At 44.2% G+C, this 18,126-nt stretch carries 16 protein-coding genes; 3 read left to right on the forward strand and 13 right to left on the reverse strand.

The annotated features are described in order from the left end of the window. Window positions 1-83: 83 nt before the first annotated feature. From MHI43_RS16375 to MHI43_RS16395, 5 genes are all read right to left on the reverse strand, one after another. Window positions 84-488 carry a hypothetical protein gene (locus MHI43_RS16375; RefSeq protein WP_036660513.1) on the reverse strand — a complete coding sequence of 135 codons (405 nt, stop codon included), beginning with the start codon at window positions 486-488 and terminating at the stop codon, window positions 84-86. Window positions 489-510: 22 nt separating this feature from the next. Continuing rightward, window positions 511-1,116, reverse strand: a complete 606-nt coding sequence (locus tag MHI43_RS16380; protein ID WP_009593856.1) for a hypothetical protein — start codon at window positions 1,114-1,116, stop codon at window positions 511-513. Between the two features lie 531 nt (window positions 1,117-1,647). Next, window positions 1,648-3,045, reverse strand: coding sequence for a catalase (locus MHI43_RS16385; RefSeq protein WP_036660515.1), 1,398 nt, complete (start codon window positions 3,043-3,045; stop codon window positions 1,648-1,650). Window positions 3,046-3,216: 171 nt separating this feature from the next. Then, the gene (locus MHI43_RS16390; RefSeq protein ID WP_268745065.1) at window positions 3,217-3,348 is read right to left on the reverse strand and encodes a hypothetical protein; all 132 of its coding nucleotides are present in this window, start codon (window positions 3,346-3,348) and stop codon (window positions 3,217-3,219) included. Continuing rightward, a complete protein-coding gene (locus tag MHI43_RS16395; protein ID WP_036660517.1) occupies window positions 3,345-4,523 on the reverse strand; it encodes a Gfo/Idh/MocA family oxidoreductase in 1,179 nt (392 codons plus the stop codon). Before MHI43_RS16395 ends, MHI43_RS16390 begins: the two co-directional genes overlap by 4 nt. Window positions 4,524-4,682: 159 nt before the next feature. Between MHI43_RS16395 and MHI43_RS16400 the strand changes: the two genes are divergently transcribed. After that, a complete protein-coding gene (locus MHI43_RS16400; protein WP_015735447.1) occupies window positions 4,683-5,552 on the forward strand; it encodes an AraC family transcriptional regulator in 870 nt (289 codons plus the stop codon). Window positions 5,553-5,736: 184 nt separating this feature from the next. Here the strand turns inward: MHI43_RS16400 and MHI43_RS16405 are convergent, their stop codons facing one another. Together MHI43_RS16405 and MHI43_RS16410 are read right to left on the reverse strand one after the other, a co-directional pair. Continuing rightward, the gene (locus MHI43_RS16405; protein WP_036660520.1) at window positions 5,737-6,819 is read right to left on the reverse strand and encodes a nucleotidyltransferase domain-containing protein; all 1,083 of its coding nucleotides are present in this window, start codon (window positions 6,817-6,819) and stop codon (window positions 5,737-5,739) included. Between the two features lie 802 nt (window positions 6,820-7,621). Beyond that, window positions 7,622-7,987 (reverse strand): MerR family transcriptional regulator, encoded by a 366-nt coding sequence (locus MHI43_RS16410; RefSeq protein ID WP_341283132.1) that lies wholly within the window; start codon window positions 7,985-7,987, stop codon window positions 7,622-7,624. A gap of 248 nt (window positions 7,988-8,235) precedes the next feature. Here MHI43_RS16410 and MHI43_RS16415 point away from each other — a divergent pair, with 248 nt between their 5' ends. Further along, complete coding sequence (locus tag MHI43_RS16415; RefSeq protein ID WP_036660523.1) at window positions 8,236-8,991, forward strand: SDR family oxidoreductase; 756 nt, start codon at window positions 8,236-8,238, stop codon at window positions 8,989-8,991. A 157-nt stretch (window positions 8,992-9,148) separates the two neighbouring features. Next, window positions 9,149-9,301 carry a hypothetical protein gene (locus MHI43_RS16420; RefSeq protein ID WP_341283133.1) on the forward strand — a complete coding sequence of 51 codons (153 nt, stop codon included), beginning with the start codon at window positions 9,149-9,151 and terminating at the stop codon, window positions 9,299-9,301. 162 nt (window positions 9,302-9,463) lie between these two features. On the opposite strand, the gene MHI43_RS16425 is transcribed toward MHI43_RS16420, so the two are convergent. The 6 genes from MHI43_RS16425 to MHI43_RS16450 all read right to left on the reverse strand — a co-directional run bounded on the left by MHI43_RS16425 (window position 9,464) and on the right by MHI43_RS16450 (window position 17,261). Then, window positions 9,464-10,969, reverse strand: a complete 1,506-nt coding sequence (locus MHI43_RS16425) for a dienelactone hydrolase (protein ID WP_036660524.1) — start codon at window positions 10,967-10,969, stop codon at window positions 9,464-9,466. A 467-nt stretch (window positions 10,970-11,436) separates the two neighbouring features. Then, the gene (locus tag MHI43_RS16430; RefSeq protein WP_036660525.1) at window positions 11,437-12,438 is read right to left on the reverse strand and encodes an NADP-dependent oxidoreductase; all 1,002 of its coding nucleotides are present in this window, start codon (window positions 12,436-12,438) and stop codon (window positions 11,437-11,439) included. A 105-nt stretch (window positions 12,439-12,543) separates the two neighbouring features. Further along, window positions 12,544-12,858: a metalloregulator ArsR/SmtB family transcription factor gene (locus MHI43_RS16435; protein WP_015735452.1), complete on the reverse strand. Its 315-nt coding sequence runs from the start codon at window positions 12,856-12,858 to the stop codon at window positions 12,544-12,546. A 470-nt stretch (window positions 12,859-13,328) separates the two neighbouring features. Beyond that, window positions 13,329-14,366, reverse strand: coding sequence for an NAD(P)/FAD-dependent oxidoreductase (locus tag MHI43_RS16440; protein ID WP_036660526.1), 1,038 nt, complete (start codon window positions 14,364-14,366; stop codon window positions 13,329-13,331). 167 nt (window positions 14,367-14,533) lie between these two features. Then, a complete protein-coding gene (locus MHI43_RS16445; protein ID WP_036660527.1) occupies window positions 14,534-16,123 on the reverse strand; it encodes a helix-turn-helix domain-containing protein in 1,590 nt (529 codons plus the stop codon). A 151-nt stretch (window positions 16,124-16,274) separates the two neighbouring features. Further along, window positions 16,275-17,261: an ABC transporter substrate-binding protein gene (locus MHI43_RS16450; protein WP_015735455.1), complete on the reverse strand. Its 987-nt coding sequence runs from the start codon at window positions 17,259-17,261 to the stop codon at window positions 16,275-16,277. Between the last annotated feature and the right edge of the window lie 865 nt (window positions 17,262-18,126).

Here is an 18,126-nt window from a genome sequence, read left to right on the forward strand (position 1 = left end):
ACCTCCCGTTAATATACCAGGGTCTCACTGTCCATTTGTTGAACAAGAAGGCAGCAGATCACGTTGATATAAGCATCGTGCTACTATTGATAATAGATGTCTTTCTGCTTCCAGATGCCATTGTCACACTCTATGATGGATCTTAACTCTACGTTTACATAATCTCCCCAATATCCCAGTGTAATAGAGTTTTCATGTAATGAAATCCACTGCAATGACACGATAAAATGTTCTATTTTAAAATTACTGTTTTCATAGACCTCTTTACAATAAAGCTGCACTCCATTATCAAATACATCCATTTTAGATAGAAAGTGTTCAAACATTTGATGAGAGATATTTTGGATACCGTCTACTTCTATTGACCAATCCGAATGGGCGGATTCTAATAGTATTACATCTTTTGATTTATCCGCGTTTTCCCATGCTGTCAAAACTTCATTTGCTGAGAATCTGTTGAATTTAAATAACAGTTGTTGTTTTATCATTAGTGTCACTTCCTTTCAAACTTCAATTACCTCTGCTCCAAAAATCATCAAGCGTCTTCTTGCTTTCTCCTAATGAGCGAAGCTGAACAATATCCCCTCTTTCATTTAAAGTAAAATGTCCTTTGAAAGCATCTGGCATGGCATTATATTGTTTTTCTTCCTGCTCATATGCCTGGACAAAACAAGCATATCCATATTGATTTACTAGATACGGCAGCCCAAAAGCAGAACGAAGCAGTTCATATTCTTGATAGTTATAAGGCGTGCTTTCAGGACGCTTCATCAGAATTTCTATGAATTTAGTCATCAGTTTCTCTACTTCTTTCTCAGTTGCATACTTTGCATAGCCTCGAATTGCAGTCAATCTCATATCTAGGTAGCGCTCTTTTTTAAACGCTTTTAAGAAGAATTCCTTTAAATCAATATCTTCACAGAACACAAGTGCTTTCAATATTGTGTTGCGAATGTACAAATTTTTAGCCTTAAAATACAGTTCTATTAAAAATTCAACATCTTCATTTGACAACGTTATATCCTTACATCTTTCCAGCAGCTGTTGAAAATCGTCTTTATTTTCATACCCTCTTTTTTGGGACATCTTCTTAAGCTCTTCAATTATGTTTATCATTTGAATCCCTTCACCATCTCCTTCTCTTCTCTGGCTTTACCCTATTGGCACATCATTCACCCTTATCCTTTTAACTTCTTAAACCTAGTTAAATATTCACTGACCAATTGGATTAAATTGCGGATAAAAAAACAGCTAATCGCTTATCTTGATCTGCTTGTGTTAAATTGCACTAACATGTCCCGTTAGTGCAATGGAGTGTCACCTAATATTATAAAGGAAACATTCCCCATCTGTCTGATAAAAATGGCCACCCATTACGCAAAACTGCCCGTTAGCTTAATGTATTGCATGGAAACATAGTTAGATGCTTATCTAATCGGTAATCGGTACAAGTTCTTGTCTTCGCCTCAGGACAAGAACTTGTACCGATAAAACAAAAAAGCCGCTATTTTAGCGACTTTCTATGGGACCATGTTCTTGTCCCTCGACATGATTTCTTTTTTTGGCCACATATACCTATAGCTATCATTCAAAAAAGGCCAACCGAATGGATTGGTTGACCTCATTCTCCTTTTGTAATTGCGTGAATCATCCCTTCTTCGGTGCGGCGATCTGACGTGCTACCCTATCGGCTAATGTTGCATCGGCCTGGAATAAATAGCCTAACACAACCCTTTGAATCTCATGAGAAGCCGCCGATAAGTCATCAGCGAGGTTCTGAACAAGATGATCCTGCTGAACTTGTGTGAGCGATTGGTAGAATTGTCCCGCTTGCGTGAAATTATCGGCCTTCGGAATATCGGATCGAACGAGCCGACCGGCTACATAGCGACCTGCCCCGCTCGTTACCTGTTCAGTCGGTGACCAGTTAGCTTGATGGTTAATCGGAATTTTGCGGAAATCCGATCCAAGGCGATGCCGCTGTGAATCCCAATAAATATTGCTGCGACCTTGCAGCATTTTATCATCGGACAGCTCGGCACCATCCAGAAGATTTGACGGGGAGAATGCCAGCTTCTCGACCTGCTCCTGATAATCAGTAGGGTTCGTATCCAATACGAGTCGACCAACTGGCAGCAGAGGGAATTGATGCAAATCCCACACTTTCGTGTCATCCAGCGGATCGAACGACAGCATCGCCTCATCCTCTGGGTTCATCAACTGCACATACAGCCCGTATTGGACCGGTGTGCCTTTGGCAATCGCTTCATACAGATCTTTACCCGAATAATCCGGGTTCTCGCAAGCCAAACGAGCTGCTTCTTGCGCATCGATATATTGCTCTCCAGCCAACGGAATCCAGCGATATTTGACGTAGAAGCGGTCGTTCTGTGCATTTTTCCAAACATAGGTGTTAACACTGTGTCCCGGCGTATGGCTGAAGCTCTTGACCGTCCCTTCGTCCGAGTACAGACGTACAACGAAATGGGTTGCCTCTGGCGCTGTAGCAATGAAACCCCAGAATCGATTTGGATCGATGAGATTGTTAACTGGTGATGGCAGGAAAGCATGAATTGACTCAGGGAACCGGATCGGGTCTCGTACGAGGAACACGGGGATATGATTACAGAGCAGGTCGAATACGCCATGCTCGGTATAAAATTTCGTCGAGAATCCACGCACGTTGCGGGATGTATCGGGTGTCCCTTTGTTGCTGACCGCAAGTGAGAAACGAACTGTAACGGGTACCCGTTGTCCCGGCTGCTGCAAGAAGCACAGTTTCGTATAAGCGGCCATCGAGTGAAGGGTTTCAAAATAACCCATGGCACCAAACCCCTTCACGTGGACCGGACGCTCTAATATCTTTTCGTGGACAAAGGTTTCAAGTGTTTCATGCAGCATGCTGTCCTGTTCAAGAATCGGTCCCCGTTCCCCCACCGTTTGTGAATGGTGTTCCGGCGACTGCATAGCATTCCATTGTGATTGAGCATGGCCTCTTTGCCAGCTTCGATCGTTTGCCTGATTGTTAGCTTTGTTACCGTCCATTGCCCCGCCTCCCATACCTACATTCTCGGGGATATATATGCATGGCTATGTACGGGTATGACAGCATGTCAAATTGTATATTGAATTGAAATGAGTAAATGTGCATTTCATCACATAGTAGAGAAATCCTGTAAACACACTACGTTATCCGCATAGCTTTCTGCTGCGCTTTCAGACACAGTTCTGCCGCCATAAAAGCGGATCGAGCGCAACAGCGGCGATGATAAATTCGCCCGGCTTCACCACCGGACTGGGCTTCCCCTTCGGGGCATAGTTCATTCCGTCGCTTTTCTGCATAATCATAAGCCTCCACCCATATCATTTTTTTCGCCATAATTGCTTCCTGTCGTGATCTTCCCATACTCAAAATTCTCAATGCTCTTGCCCTTTTGGTAAAAATAAGGAACGTTTTGTTGAGCACCCTCTTGCGTATAGAAGGGATCATTCTTTTGTAGCGGGAGTTGCACGTTCTCTCCCATGCTTGCGGATTGGTAGATGCTCATGATCAACTCTAATGTGCTGCGGCCGTCTTCTCCGTCGATGAGCACCGGCGTTCCATGCTCGATCGCGCTCAGCACATTGTCGATCTGACCAGTATGACCTTCGTACGGTAAATCCGGCAATTCGTCATAGTATTTCTGGATTTTTTCTTCTAGTTCCAAATCGCGTTCAGGGAATCCGTTCGGCAAGGAAGTGGAAGCCGTTACCCGCCACGGGGCAGAAATCCGTGCATACTGTCCTTGGAAGATGTATTGCTGTTCTTCTCCGTGGTGGACGACCGAGCTGGTAAGTTGTCCCAAAGCTCCATTCGGATATTTCATCATCGCGATGGATAAATCCTCAACCTCGGCATTGTCATGCGCGACATTAGCCATGTAGGCTTGTACGTGGCTAGGACAACCAAGCATCCACAGCAATCCGTCGATATGATGTACGGCATGATTCAGCGTAGGGCCTCCCCCCTCTTTCTCCCAAGTGCCGCGCCACCATAAGTCGTAATAACTATGGCCCCGCCACCAAAAAGAATCCACTTGGGCGTGCAGAATCTTGCCGGCCAGACCGCTATCCAGCACTTGTTTCAGCTTCATAATCGGATTTCTGAATCGATTCTGGGCAATCACGGACAACACCTTGCCGTTATTCCGTGCCGCTTCGATCATGTCATCACATTCCTTAAGCGAGGCTGCCATAGGTTTCTCAACAATGACATGGCTTCCTGCGTTCAGGAAATCGACCGCAACCTGCGCATGAACGTACGGAGGCATACAAATGGACACGAGATCGATTCCGTCCTGAAGCAGTTCCTTATAATCGTGTGCGATTTTAGCCTCCAGTCCGTACTGCTCCCGCCTTACTTCAGCCTTCTCTGGGTAAAGATCGCATAAGGCAACAATTTTACAGCGGTCCTTAAACTGCAGATATGCTTCGATATGACTGGGCGAAATTGCACCCGTACCTATAATTGCAACCTTTAACATACGTTATTTTTTACCTCCCAACTTTATTTTTTATATAAAAATTATATCCGGTGCAAACTTGTAAATGTGTTTTGCTATGAGGGAAAAATAACGCTAGATTGCGGATTGTATGGTATATTCAATGCATGTACGAAGACGAGGAAGAAGGAGGCAAACAAGTTGTCATTCGTTGCAAGCAACTACAGTATCTCTCCCTTGTACTTTGCCTATAGACGTAAAAGCGAAAATTACGAGCATAAAGAGACTTTCCATTCCCATCTTGGCCTTGAGGTGTTGTTCATTCATCAAGGAAGGGGAACCATGATCGTTAACAACAACAGCTATGAGATTAAGCCGGGCATGCTTTGTATATTTCAGCCCTGTCAACTCCACCACCTAAAGCTTGAATACGACGATCATCAATGTTTCGAACGTTCGATTGCGATTTTTGAACCGACGGTGTTTGAGGCTTATTTTAAACAGTGGCCCGCTCTTCATGAATTTTACAATTTTATTTATCTAGGCAATCTTCCTTTCCCTTGTTTATACGAGGTCGACGACCCGTATCTGGAAGGTGCATACAAGAGCATGAACGATCGATTCCCGACGCTGTCCGACACGGAAAAATATGAAGAAATTTCGCTGTTTCTTGTCGCACTTTTTCGCTCCTTGAAACCAATCTGGGATAAGCGGAAAGTACGGAGTTCAACTTACCAAACCCGTAAAAATCATCGGGTGGAGCACATTTTAACCTGGATTGAGACGAATTATACGATTCCTTTCCGATTGGACGACATGGCGAAGTCGCTGCATCTATCTCCCTACCATTTGTCACATCTCTTTAAAGAAGCGACAGGGATCAGCATCACGGAATACATAGCAGCCCGAAGGATTCATCAATCCATACAGCTCCTAGCGACTACAAAAAAACCGATCTCGCTTATTGCAGAGGAGATCGGATTAACGAATAGCTCTTATTTTTGCAAATTGTTTAAGTCGCAAATGGGAATCACGCCGCATCAATATCGAAAAAAATGGACGAGTACTTAAATAACGGGAATGCGCCTGATATTTATATGGACCTTAGATAAAAAGGTTAATCGTGTCAAGCATGATCAAAGATAGTACACTCATGCAGTGATGAATAAAGCTAAAAAAGAACCGATGCATCACTCACCGGTATCGGAGCGTTTCCGCCGGACTTATTACGAACTGGGATTTGAGAGATATAAGATCAATGATTGATATAATGGTCATATAATTGCTCGAAGGTTGTAAAACGTTCGACTTCTCTACCGACCTTACCATATTCGTCTACATATTCATCCATCATTTCAAGGAACTTCTCTTTCATTACTGATAAATCACTTGCATCAAAGTACTGCATGAGATCAAATTTCTTGGTTCCTTTCTCCGCAGCCATTTCATCAAGATATCCTTGTGCTCCAAAGGCCGAAAGAAAGGCATAGGAGGCATCGTTCGTTTTAACACTGTTCAAGATTTTATTGCGGTAGTTGCACCACAATTCTTCGTAAGTTCCCTTCAGATTATCAAAAGTCGGAGCGGGTTTAACAATGAAGTTATCACACATCTTGCTATGTAACCTCGTAACGCTGTTCAACATATTAAAAGAGGCAATTCGGATATCTTCAATGGTATGAGCTTCGATGACAGACATGTATAAGGATTCGAGGTCATCTGGAACATGGCGATACGAGCGTATTTCTTCTAAATATCGCTTGACACCTCGTTTGATGCACGTGTTATTCATGCTGACCAAGGCATTGACCAGATTGTACAGAACGCCGGCAGATGCATGTCTCACTGAACCGATATGATCACCCAGCATCGTATCGCTGTATGCTTGCTTAGCCAGATCGATCCATTTTTTTGCTCGATTAAGACACGCTTCTCCTATCGGCTCCGCAAGCGCATCAAGAGCTTTTTGCCTAAAGTCGTTCAATTTCTCCAAATCCTCAGACTTTGCATAATAGAGAATTTTGAGCTCGGTTAGGCTCGACACGTTGGGACTCTCTAAGATGGATTGTGCGTGTAATCTTGTATCCCATGGAGTGCAATAGATGTCATAGCCAACGTCATCTAAGATGAAGCAATCGGATATTCCCCATCCCTTTTCTGTATTATTTATGATAATTAAATCAAGATCGCTCTTTTCGTGAAAGTCCCCGGTGCTAAACGAACCAGTAAGCCCAATAATTGCGATATCGTCTTGAAAATCTCTTCTTGCGCGTTCGATCACCATGTTGATCAGCAGTTCATTTTTGTCCAGCAGCTTCTTCTTTATGATTTCGTTCATTCGTTACACCCCTTCGTATGAGCTGGCCGTCCTTCATCACAACAACCTCAACTAGAGTCTATCGATTTAGAGGTGCGGTTGCTATGTATAAGTTGATTTAATTCATCTTTGCACAAAATCCGCTAAACCGTCGATATGACGATTAAGCGGATTTCAGTAGTTCTTTTTTCTTTATGCTTTCGCATGACAAGGAATGCCGATCCGCCAATAAACAGTCCGTTAGACTAATGCCTGCAGCAAGTTTAGTTTTGTAACTCCGTTTATGCGGGCATCCGCTTATTGTTCTGTGAATTGAAGAATTTAATGGAAAATAAAATAAACCTCACCATAATACTTTTAACAAAAAAATTACTGAAGATGTATTTCCGATTTGACATCATTTTGATTTAAAAATTTCATTAAATCATGACTCAGCTGCATAATCTCATTATTCGCATGCAAGCGTATCTAATCACACATTCCGTATCAGACATTCCGTATCAGACATTGCCATGATGAGCGTATCCTTTTTAATAACGTACGGAAGCTTTGCTGCCACAATAAAGACTGACCAAACCTACTCTTAATGATTCACATTCTGTAAATACAGATTTCTGAAAGTTTTTCTTCAGAGAAATTGCCTCTATTTGTGATACGGTTCACCGTATCAGCTAATAAGCGAATCGATGGCACCCGATTGGGTGCCCTTCAAAGTTGAAACAGGAGTCGTACACCCATCCTGGGAGCTGTGATACCGATTTTTTGGATAAAATTATACAAAAATACAAAGTCGCTAATCTAGCGACTTTGTATTTGGGCATAATCAAATTTTGATGTTAGTTCGTTCAATCTGAGATTCTATTACATCATATAGAGCAAGTTTATAGTTTATTTTATCCAAATTAAAATATAGCTCTCTTATGCTTTTCTCAATTTCTTTTTTATGATGGAGCATCATCATTTTTCGTTCCGAAATCGTCGAATCCCCTTCTTTATACAAGTAGACATACTTCTGAATTTGAGCAATCGGCATTCCTGTTGCTCTAAGCGCAGTAACGAAGTGAATCCAGCTTAAATCATTTTCGTCATATAACCGCTTCCCATTTTCATTTCTCTTCACATGTGGAAGCAGCCCCTCCTTTTCGTAATATCGAAGTGTGGGGGCCGCTATTCCTGTCAATTCAGTCACTTTCCTTATAGTCATCATAAATAAAACTCATCGCCTCCTATTAAAGTTAACTTTAATTGATTTTTTGGCATATCCAATTAAATAATCCAAATTTATGCTGTGAAAGAAGAAGGGAGATAGGATAAAATCAATTATTTCACTGTTTCATTATACACTTTTTTTCAGTGGAAAAGTCTTGACTTAAAGTGAACTTTATAATCTATGATAACAATGTAATTAAAAATGAGCTCTGGAAGGATGAAGTTACAATGAATAATATCTCAATCGTCACTGGTGGTAGCCGTGGACTTGGTCGCAATACGGCCATCAGTATTGCCCGTCATGGCGGTGATGTCATCTTGACCTATCGTAGCCAAGCAGAAGAAGCAAAGTCTGTTGTTGCTGAGATCGAATCTTTGGGTCGTAAAGCAGTGGCATTACAACTTGATGTTGGAAATATTGCCAGCTTTGCGGTCTTTGCTGAGACAGTACGTTCGACCCTGCGGTCAACTTGGGATAGTGCCACTTTCGATCATTTAGTGAATAATGCCGGCCACGGAGAAATGATAGACTATGCCGAAACTACAGAAGCTCAGTTCGACGGCCTGTTTAATGTACATGTCAAAGGCGTATTTTTCTTGACCCAGGCTCTTCTGCCGCTTCTTGCAGATGGTGGTCGTATCGTGAACTTCTCATCGGGACTCACTCGCGTTTCTTATCCTGGCTTCTCTGCCTATTCCGCCGCAAAGGGCGCGGTCGAGATTCTAACCATCTATATGGCCAAAGAACTTGGTCACCGAGGCATTACCGCTAATACCATTGCACCTGGAGCAATCGAAACCGATTTTCTAGGAGGCTCTGTACGCGACATACCTGCTTATAATGACACTTTTGCCTCTATGACTGCCCTTGGTCGAGTCGGCGTACCTGAGGACATTGGTCCTGTAGTCGCCAACCTACTTGAATCCGACAATCGCTGGGTTAATGCGCAGAGAATCGAAGTCTCGGGTGGTCAGAACATCTGATCGCAAGTAATGCAGCAAAGACAATCCGTGAAACTGGGGCTGTCTCCGAACGAATACGACCATGTTGGGTTAGAATAAGTCCCACCCCCATCTTGGTCGTAATCGTTTCTCCCAAAAAGAGAATGCTGATCACGATCGCAATGAGAGGGACCAGAAAATGAAACGATCCGATTTTGCCGGCTTCGCCTCCGCGCACTTCTTGACGAATATATTGCGAATCATTGGGGAGAAACATCCGGGGCTGACATTTGAACTTCACGAAGGAAGATCGTATCGAAACTTCTTTGTCGCTATCGACACTGCCACCTAATGTCCGCATCCGGACAATTAATCCGTAGCCTTTTAGAGACATTCACTTGGCAGTTCCCTCATTAAAAGAGGCTTCACACGGGACGAAACTGTTCCTTCAGACTGCACGAGAGCTTTATTTATCGGGGGATCGAAATGGTCCTAAATTCACTTGTTCCATCATTTATAACAGCGAGGTTGCGAACTTCATCTCGGGAAAGCGGCTATCCGGTCCTTTCATTAAGTTTCCACCTTGATTTTTCAGATACATGTCGAAGAAATCCAGCATATAGGCATTAATAATGGAGCTCGCTCGTTCAGGTGCTATTTTCCCTGTAATGCCCAGTATTTTGAAAAAAGGAGAAATGAATTGGACATCGGTAAAATTCAAATGCTCCGTATTTTCAATATAAAGGACTTGTCCCCCTTCGCTGACCGTTTCGCGCATCCGTTCAAGCTCCAGCTTTTTATCTTCCGTTACCTGATCCACCCACTCTCTTGTTGAGCCCATACGGTCAAGCTCTGCATCCGTGTAAACTCGGTTATCCCTCACCATTTTTAATTGTTCAAATTCGCTTTCCGAATGGATGAATAAAAACGGCTTTTGCAGACCCTTTCTGTCACGCAGTCGGTACAGCCCTCCGTCCAAGTCTATTCCAGCTGTGATTCGCGGATCGTAAGAAGCGTCATAGGCCGTCGCACCGCCGATGGAATGACCAAACACCCCGATATGCTTAAGATCAATCTTCCCTTTAAATCGACTTGGAATCTGCCCCGATTGGATAAGCTCGAACTGGTCCAGCGCAAAAACCACATCATCTGTTAAAACTTTTCCCAATTTGTCGCGGTTTCCGCTTTCGGTCCGATAATCGTGGTCGGGCGAAAATAAGTCGTTGGTTGTGCTGGTCGTGATTCGACCATCCGGAAACTCAGTTGCAAATGTATTGAAGGTGTGGTCGATCACGGCCACGATATATCCGTGACTCGCGAGATTTTCGGCTTGCGACGTGTGGAGGAACCTGGAAGAGCCGAAGCCGGGATTCGCAAGAATCAGAGGGTATGAAGTCTGTGCTGAAGAGACTTCGGTCCCCGAATAAGCATGACTGGATACGTACTTCAAGTGTTGAAACGTAAACTCAGGAAGGCCATAGTTCGCAGCCATATATCGTAAAATCCGAGAATCGGGAATAAAGGGAGCATACTTGCCGGAGCCCGCTTGGGCCGGATACCATACTTGAACCATCAATTCCCTCTTGCCTGTCGCGGTTGTGCCAAATGTCTCCTCTCGGCTTGAATCGATGAAATGAAAGACTTGTGTACTTACCTTCAGCTCGCCAGTTGGCTCCGGAAAGTTGAATACGGGAAACACATATAGGAAGCATCCCGTTGCGATTAACCCAAACCCGATAAAAAGGCGGCCCAGCACCCTACGGTTTCGCGAAGCAGTCTTAACGGCTGCAGGTTTTTTGAAAGCGTCTTTCAGTGATAGAATAAGCATTATGAGCGTAAATCCGTATAAAAATAATAGCTGAGCCCTGTATCCTTCGACAAGCAAATGGATTACTAAAAAAATGGAGCCTGCTCCGCTTGTCAGGAGCAAAGCTGATCTTCGGATACGCTGATTGACAATGAACTGGATTGCCAACAAACACGCACTCGAAAAGAATAGCATCATTTCCAAAAACCTCACGCCAACTCCCCCTTAAAAATAATCCTATCAAGGGAGTATTTTAGAGGAGCAGCCAGGTTGGTACCATTGATTTAGATGACAATTACCTTACACGCTTGTAAGATTGACGATGATGCGCGCAAGGATCTGATCATCCAAGGATAAATCCTGCAATTTTATTTAAAACACCTACACTTATGCGTTCTCATTGAACCATCGAGTTTCGTTGATTAACGACGATAAGACATTCTTTAGTCGACATTAAAATAACCCGCGCCAGGATAAGGATATGGCTGAAATAGGATTGCGTACAGGCCACAAAAATATCAGTTACTCACCCACTCATTTAACATGTTCTTGTCCCACGACTCTGGATAAGAACTCTCTTGTACCGATAAAACAAAAAAGCCGCAAAATTAGCGACTTTCAATTGGATTAGTTCTTGTCCCCCCGACAATAAAATTTCCTGGCTCTCCGCTGCATAGGAGTTATTTTATTTTAATGACTACCTTTCCTTTGGCACTTCCGCCTTGCAGGTACGAGAATGCTTGCGCTGTCTCTTCCAAATGGTACACTTTATCGATAACGGGCCTAATGTGGCCACCTTCAATATATTCTTTTATAACCTTCAATTGTGCTCCACTCGATTTCATAAAAAGGAAATGATATCTTGTATGGTACTTCTTCTCAAGTGCTGTGATCTTACGGCTCACGATGGACAAAATGGCCGTTTTCATCCAACCCAACTTTGCTTCTTTTCCAAATCTTGCGTTTGGCAAGCCAGAGATGGATACGATTTGTCCTCCTGGCTTCAGGACACGGAACGACTTTTCCAAAGCCGCTCCTCCTAGCGTATCAAAAACAGCGTCATATCCAGTAAGCACTTCTTCAAAATTTTCTTTTTTATAATTAATGATCAGATCGGCGCCCATCGATTTGACCAACTCATACCCTTTTTCACTTGCTGTTGTTGCAACAAAAGCTCCCATCAATTTGGCCAGTTGAATGGCGAACGTCCCCACGCCTCCTGATCCTGCATGAATCAGAATTTTTTGGCCCTTTTGGAGATGCAAAATATCGGTAAAGGCTTGGTAAGCCGTAAGTCCGACCAGTGGAATAGATGCAGCTTCTTCAAAGTTTAGATTCTGCGGCTTTAACCAAATATCTTCCTCGTGTACTGCAATGTATTCCGCCAATGTGCCAATACGACTCTTTCGTGGTCTGCCATAAACTTCATCACCAGGTTTAAATGCACTCACCCGTTTGCCAACCTTAACTATAACGCCGGAGAAATCATTGCCTAAATTTAGTGGGAACTTGTAACTCAGCAGGAGTTTTACTTTCCCTTCCTTAATTTTATAGTCGATAGGGTTTAAGCTGGCTGCATGAATTTCCACTAACACATCATGTTCTCCGATATGAGGTACTGGTTGTTCTGTCAACACTAAGGGTACATTTTTACCGTATTTCTCAATGGCTATAACCTTCATTTAATATCACTCCCATTAGGATTATTGGTTTAAACAAATGAACCTATCGAGCAAAAATGATCTGCTCTACCGTATTCAACTTAAGTCTTTGGTTTGTCACTGAGGCTAAGTGCATTCTGCTTCTATGGCATTAATCAAGGTTTTGAGTTGTTCAAGCGGTTTGCGGACTGTCAAAATATAATAATTTTCTACGCCCTTTTTCTCGGATTGAATATAACCAGACTGTTTCAGCACCTTCAGATGATGGGAGACGGCTGGTCTAGATAAATTGATGTGTCCTGCTATCGCATTTACATTAAGTCCCGATTTGTTCTGTGCTAGCACCATAATAATAGCTTGACGGTTTTCATCGGTCAGCACTTCCAAGAGCGGGATGGTCTCTTTGAATTGTTGCAGAACTTGCTCGGTTCGCTGGCTCATTCGATCCATCCTTTCCGTTCGTTCGTTTAATCACTTAAACATAATTTTAACTATATTCTTGATAAAATCAAGCGTAAGCCGTTACTATATGATGCGTTTCAGCGTGTTAGATCTTCAATTATCCTGCCCGTTAGCTCAATGAAATTGCATGTAAACTTAGCTAGATACTTATCTAATCGGTAATCGGCTCATGTTCTTGTCCTTTACGGCAATCGGTACAAGTTCTTGTCCTCGCCTCGGTACATGAACTTGTACCGATAAAACAAAAAAGTCGCTAATAGCGACTTCCAATGGGACTATGTTCTTGTTCCTCAACACAATACGCTGATTATCTTTCGGAGGACAAGAACTTGTTCGGTTAAATGATTTGGGCAAAATCGATTTAGTTGCGGACACCAGTCCACATCCAGTGCAATCTCTCATACACCGTAGAATAGATTTCTCGTCCGCCCTAATGATAGCAGACCCTGCTATTCATCGGATACGCCAAGCGCTTTGTTCCGTTCTTTAAACCTCTCATTATGCGACGATACATATGCCATTCTTGGTGCCTCGGGATCCATGTATCGTTTGGCGCTATTAAGCGCCAGAGCCGCATCCGTGAACGCCCCTGCAATAAGGTTGAGCTTGCTTTCGTAATTGGCGAAGTCGCCAGCCCCGAAAATGCCCGGCAAGTTCGTCTCAAGTCTCGGGCTGACGAATATGTTCCATTCGTCCATATCCAGTCCCCAATCCTTGATACCTGTAAAATCGGACTTCAGCCCGTGGTTGACGATAACCTCGTCTATTTCTATCTCGCGCGAGTCCCCTGATTCGAGATGGGTAATCGTCACCCGTTCAATCGTCTTTCCGTTGCCGCTGAATAACTGAGTGACTTCATACGGCGTAAGCACATCGACAGAAGACTCCTTCATTCGAACAATGTTCTTCTCGTGTCCGCCGAAGCGGTCGCGCCTATGTACAACTGTGACCTGACCGGCGATGGGAACCAGCTCGTTCGCCCAATCGACAGCGGAGTTTCCTCCACCTGAAATAAGTACACGTTTCCCTCTAAAAGGCTCCAGTTCCTGCACCGTATAGTGAAGATTGGACACCTCATAGCGCTCAGCTCCCTCCAGCTCCAGCTTCGCCATTCGCAGAATGCCGCGGCCGATAGCCAGAATGACCGTGCGTGTCCAGTGCCTCTCCCCCGTTGCCGCCTCCAGTATGTACGTCGAATCCGCTTGTTTCTCCAGTCCGATGATGTGCTGGCCGAATACAATGGTCGGGTCGAACGTCTTCGCCTGCTCCGACAATTGGGCGATTAAATTCTCGCATAGGATCGGCGGAACCCCGCCAACATCCCAAATCATTTTCTCGGGATAAATAAGCATCCGCCCGCCGAGCTCGTCTTTCGCTTCTACTAGCTTTGTCTTCAAATCGCGCATTCCACTATAAAAGGCAGTATACATTCCCGCAGGACCACCGCCGATAATCGTCACATCGTATAATTCAAGCTGCTCAGTCAATTGATATCCTCCTCAAGCCGGCTCATGTAAAGTCCATGCTGTGATAATCATTATCAATATAATTGTAGCTTCGGCCATGTGATAATAACAATAGACAAAATCGACGGTTGCTTTATACAAAATACTAAATGGAGGATGCGGACTTTTCAGTGGCAAGCAAAACCGAATCAAGCTAAAGAACACAGTATATCATCGATTTTTTTACCATTGGAAATAATTCCGTTATTCATCCAAGTTAGAAAATCAACCTCGTAAACGTGGTTGTTTCGTACAGCGGGCAGCTCACGCCACTCTGGCTGCTCTAGCAGTTCCCTTTCCTTTCCTTCTGCCTGGCTATGCCACTTATCGAAAGTTATGAACAGATGATCCGCGGTTAACGTACGTAGGTCCTCTACAGAGAGATTGAACATGCCCGGCCTATTCGCTTTTGAAGCTACACCTACTGCAGAGTGGGAACGCAAGCCAACATCTCCATAGAGAACAGTCGAAACAAAGCCTTGCCCTTCTTCCGTATATTGAATGATGTGGTCCGCCGAGATACGCAAAAAAGCGACCGTTTCACCTTTTATAACCTGACTAAGCGTATGACTCGCACTACGTGCTTTGAAATCATACTTTGCGATAGCATCTTCGGCCAACTCTGTCCGACCGAAATAATCGGCGACGGTACGCAACAGCGTACGCCAATTATTGGTCTGCTCACGCAGGATGCACGTGTTGGATATGCGTCGGCACTGAGAATATTGCTGTTGCTCATAACGATCCATAAGCAATATCAAATCGGGCTTATAGCCGGAAAGGGCGTCAAAGTTTCTGCCGTTCTCGTCGAACGTCGGAATATGGTTTAAGCCGAGATAGTCTTGCTTGCCCCATTTCGCATGCCAGTACTGGACGATAGGCTGCATATCCAGCGCGACCAAGAAATCCTCCAAATACGGCGCTACTACTCTAAGCTTTCCCTTGCGGCTGCGGCGGTATTGTCCGGGCGATATGCCTACCGTCTGCTTGAAACGACGATTGAAATAATATTCATTGTTGAAACCTGCATTCAGCGCAATATCGAGCAGCTTGTCATCGGTGCTTGCCAGCCACTTCTTAGCTTCATTAATCCGTACTTCATTCAAGTACTGAAGCGGTACTTGACCCGTAGCCTCTTTGAACAGACGGGTATACTTCCAGCGATCAATGCCTGCGAGGGAGGCTAACTCCTCCACGGTCAGAATCTCACAGTAATACTGATGAATATGCCGTATGCTGAGCTCTATCCCATGCCGCTCGATATCCGTTCCCATATTCTCGGCTGTAGGTGCATTTTGACGGAATAGAAAAAGCAGCAGTTCTTGAAATCTTACAAATCGTTGGAACAGCTCGAGCCCGCCTGTCGCCCCGCGGAGTCCATATATCTCATCAAGCAGCTCCATCGTTTTCGCGAAAGGTGCGCAGGCAAGCTCTTGCTTATCCGGCAGCAAGCTCGAAGCTGCATCATAGCCGCTCGTTACGAAGCACACACGGTAATAGCTGCAGTTCATAATCTCTTGATCAACAGATAAAGATCTCCCAGGCCCCTGCAAATAGCATTTTCCTTGTCCCTTCCCGCTCATTATAATGAGCAGTTCAAAGCTTTCCTTATCGTTTTTATCGCTGCCGTCCAAATCACTCATTTCTACTTGCTCGCCCGCATCGATCAAGCGGATTGATCGCAGCACATAATGGACTAAAGGGGCAGTCCCAGCTTGTTTGCGCTGTTCGATATCCATCGTTACTATCAACCCCTTTTTAATTGATATTCATTCTCAATGAACATAGTGTAAATCAAAACGAGCCACCCATCAACCTTCGTTGAAAAGCGGCTCTTTCTCACTTATGGCGATGAGTCCTGCCAATGAACTTAATCACTCTTATGTCCTGCTAAGAAGCCAGCAATCGAAGTAAATCATCCATCTTCAATCCGTTGGCCGTAATGGCTCCCGTCTGCCAATACGATCTCTCTACGGGATATACATGGCCGTTCTTAAATGCAGGAACGGTTTGCCATAGCGGATCTGCCTTCATTTCCTCAAGCGCTTTCGCGTTGCTCTCTTCCTCCCACGTTCCGTTGGACGGAAGCATAATAATATGGTCCGCGTCAAGCTCCGGAATGACCTCTTTCGACAAGACGATATTGCCCTCCGTCATCGCCTCGGCGAACCCCGGTGCCTTCAAACCAAGATCCTCATACAAGATTTGTCCGACAAACGTGTTATGAATGCCGAAAATATTAATCGATTTGTCTACAACGTTCATCCGCAGAACAACAAGCTTCTCATCGCCGATTGCCGCGTTCAGCTTCGCCTTTACGTCGACAATTCGGGCTTCGTAATCGGCAAGAACCTGCTCCGCCTTGTCGCTGAGACCAAGCAATTCGGCGATTAAGGTCAATGTTTTGCGCGAATCCGCAAGTACGTCGTCCGGCAAGCGGAACGTCGGCGCAACCTTGGAATAGAGCTCGTATTGTGCTGCATCAACCTCTCCGGCGCCGATGATCAAGTCCGGCTCCGACACAAGCATAGCTTCGATGCTGCCGGTCACGTCGAACAACGGCACGTCCAGCTTCAAATAATCCTGCTTGCCCCACATCGGGTTATAATATTGCACAATAGGAGTTACCCCAAGCGCAACCAAATAATCTTCACGATAAAGAGCTGAGATTCGCTTCGGATTTGTAGGAATCTCTACCTCTCCGAAACCATCGGTTACAACGCGCGTTTCCGTCTGAGGCGGAGCTTCACTTGGCGCTGCGGTTGCCTGTCCAGGCTGATCGGTAGTACCGCCTGTCGAGCCGCAGCCCGTCACCGTAATCATTGCTGCCGTTATAAGTGATATCCATCCTGTTTTCATAAATCCCGATCTTGCCATGATTTAATTCACTCCCATAAGTTTTATGTTTTGTAGCAAAACAATTCATTTATTATTAATAATGATAATCATTATCATTTTGCTTGAGTAGATTTTACACCAAATTGGATTACATGCTCAATATACATTCTCTACGACAGGCTTTATATAAACTCGTCACTTCACTTCCTACTAACAAATAACAAGAAAAAACATGACCCTCTACCGGCTCACAGACTATGATGAAAATTTTCATAACCTTATTTTAAGGTCTTCTAAACCCTCCAAAAATGCTCAATGAACCAAGCAGACCTCGTGGCTTTCTGCGTTATAAATACGGAAGCGGTACCTTGAAACACATAGGTCCAGGCACTAAGTCGTATCTTACAAAACCTCACAGGTTATGGCTATTAGAATCATTAAACATTCCTTGAAGCTTAACTGACCTGCTGCTAGCTTCTTTTTGCCCACTTATTTGTTTCCGGATCATATATGGGAAGCATCTCGCCCTCTGCTTAGATGTACGGAAATCCAAGCAGAATAAAACCGCTCTAACTCCTCTTTAAAGAACGTTCTTACCGTGCACCTACCTTTTCCCCACTAGAACTGATTTTCTTTTCCTTGTTCATCACCTCTTATAATGTCCTTGGCTCGGGACAACTTGTACCTATAAAACAAAAAAGCCGCTACAATAGCGACTTTTAATGGGACTCGACAACATTCTTAGCTTCAGCACCATGTTCCAGTTTAAAGCCTTTGTGTATACAGAAGCATGGCTTTTGCAATCCTCCACCTATAGGGACCCCCTATTTGAAACGAGAGACAAAGCGGCGTTGCCAAGGCGTCTCAACAGCTCGTGGACTGTATTGCTGCCGAATATAGTCGA

Source organism: Paenibacillus sp. FSL H8-0457 (assembly GCF_038051935.1).
GTDB lineage: Bacteria > Bacillota > Bacilli > Paenibacillales > Paenibacillaceae > Paenibacillus_AQ > Paenibacillus_AQ lautus_A.

Excerpts from the sequence above, each read along its gene's own strand:
- MHI43_RS16375 (WP_036660513.1), bottom strand. The coding sequence starts at position 488 with ATGATAAAACAACAACTGTTATTTAAATTCAACAGATTCTCAGCAAAT.
- MHI43_RS16380 (WP_009593856.1), bottom strand. The coding sequence starts at position 1,116 with ATGATAAACATAATTGAAGAGCTTAAGAAGATGTCCCAAAAAAGAGGG.
- MHI43_RS16385 (WP_036660515.1), bottom strand. The coding sequence starts at position 3,045 with ATGGACGGTAACAAAGCTAACAATCAGGCAAACGATCGAAGCTGGCAA.
- MHI43_RS16390 (WP_268745065.1), bottom strand. The coding sequence starts at position 3,348 with ATGATTATGCAGAAAAGCGACGGAATGAACTATGCCCCGAAGGGGAAG.
- MHI43_RS16395 (WP_036660517.1), bottom strand. The coding sequence starts at position 4,523 with ATGTTAAAGGTTGCAATTATAGGTACGGGTGCAATTTCGCCCAGTCAT.
- MHI43_RS16405 (WP_036660520.1), bottom strand. The coding sequence starts at position 6,819 with ATGAACGAAATCATAAAGAAGAAGCTGCTGGACAAAAATGAACTGCTG.
- MHI43_RS16415 (WP_036660523.1), top strand. The coding sequence starts at position 8,236 with ATGAATAATATCTCAATCGTCACTGGTGGTAGCCGTGGACTTGGTCGC.
- MHI43_RS16420 (WP_341283133.1), top strand. The coding sequence starts at position 9,149 with ATGAAACGATCCGATTTTGCCGGCTTCGCCTCCGCGCACTTCTTGACG.
- MHI43_RS16430 (WP_036660525.1), bottom strand. The coding sequence starts at position 12,438 with ATGAAGGTTATAGCCATTGAGAAATACGGTAAAAATGTACCCTTAGTG.
- MHI43_RS16435 (WP_015735452.1), bottom strand. The coding sequence starts at position 12,858 with ATGAGCCAGCGAACCGAGCAAGTTCTGCAACAATTCAAAGAGACCATC.
- MHI43_RS16445 (WP_036660527.1), bottom strand. The coding sequence starts at position 16,123 with ATGGATATCGAACAGCGCAAACAAGCTGGGACTGCCCCTTTAGTCCAT.
- MHI43_RS16450 (WP_015735455.1), bottom strand. The coding sequence starts at position 17,261 with ATGGCAAGATCGGGATTTATGAAAACAGGATGGATATCACTTATAACG.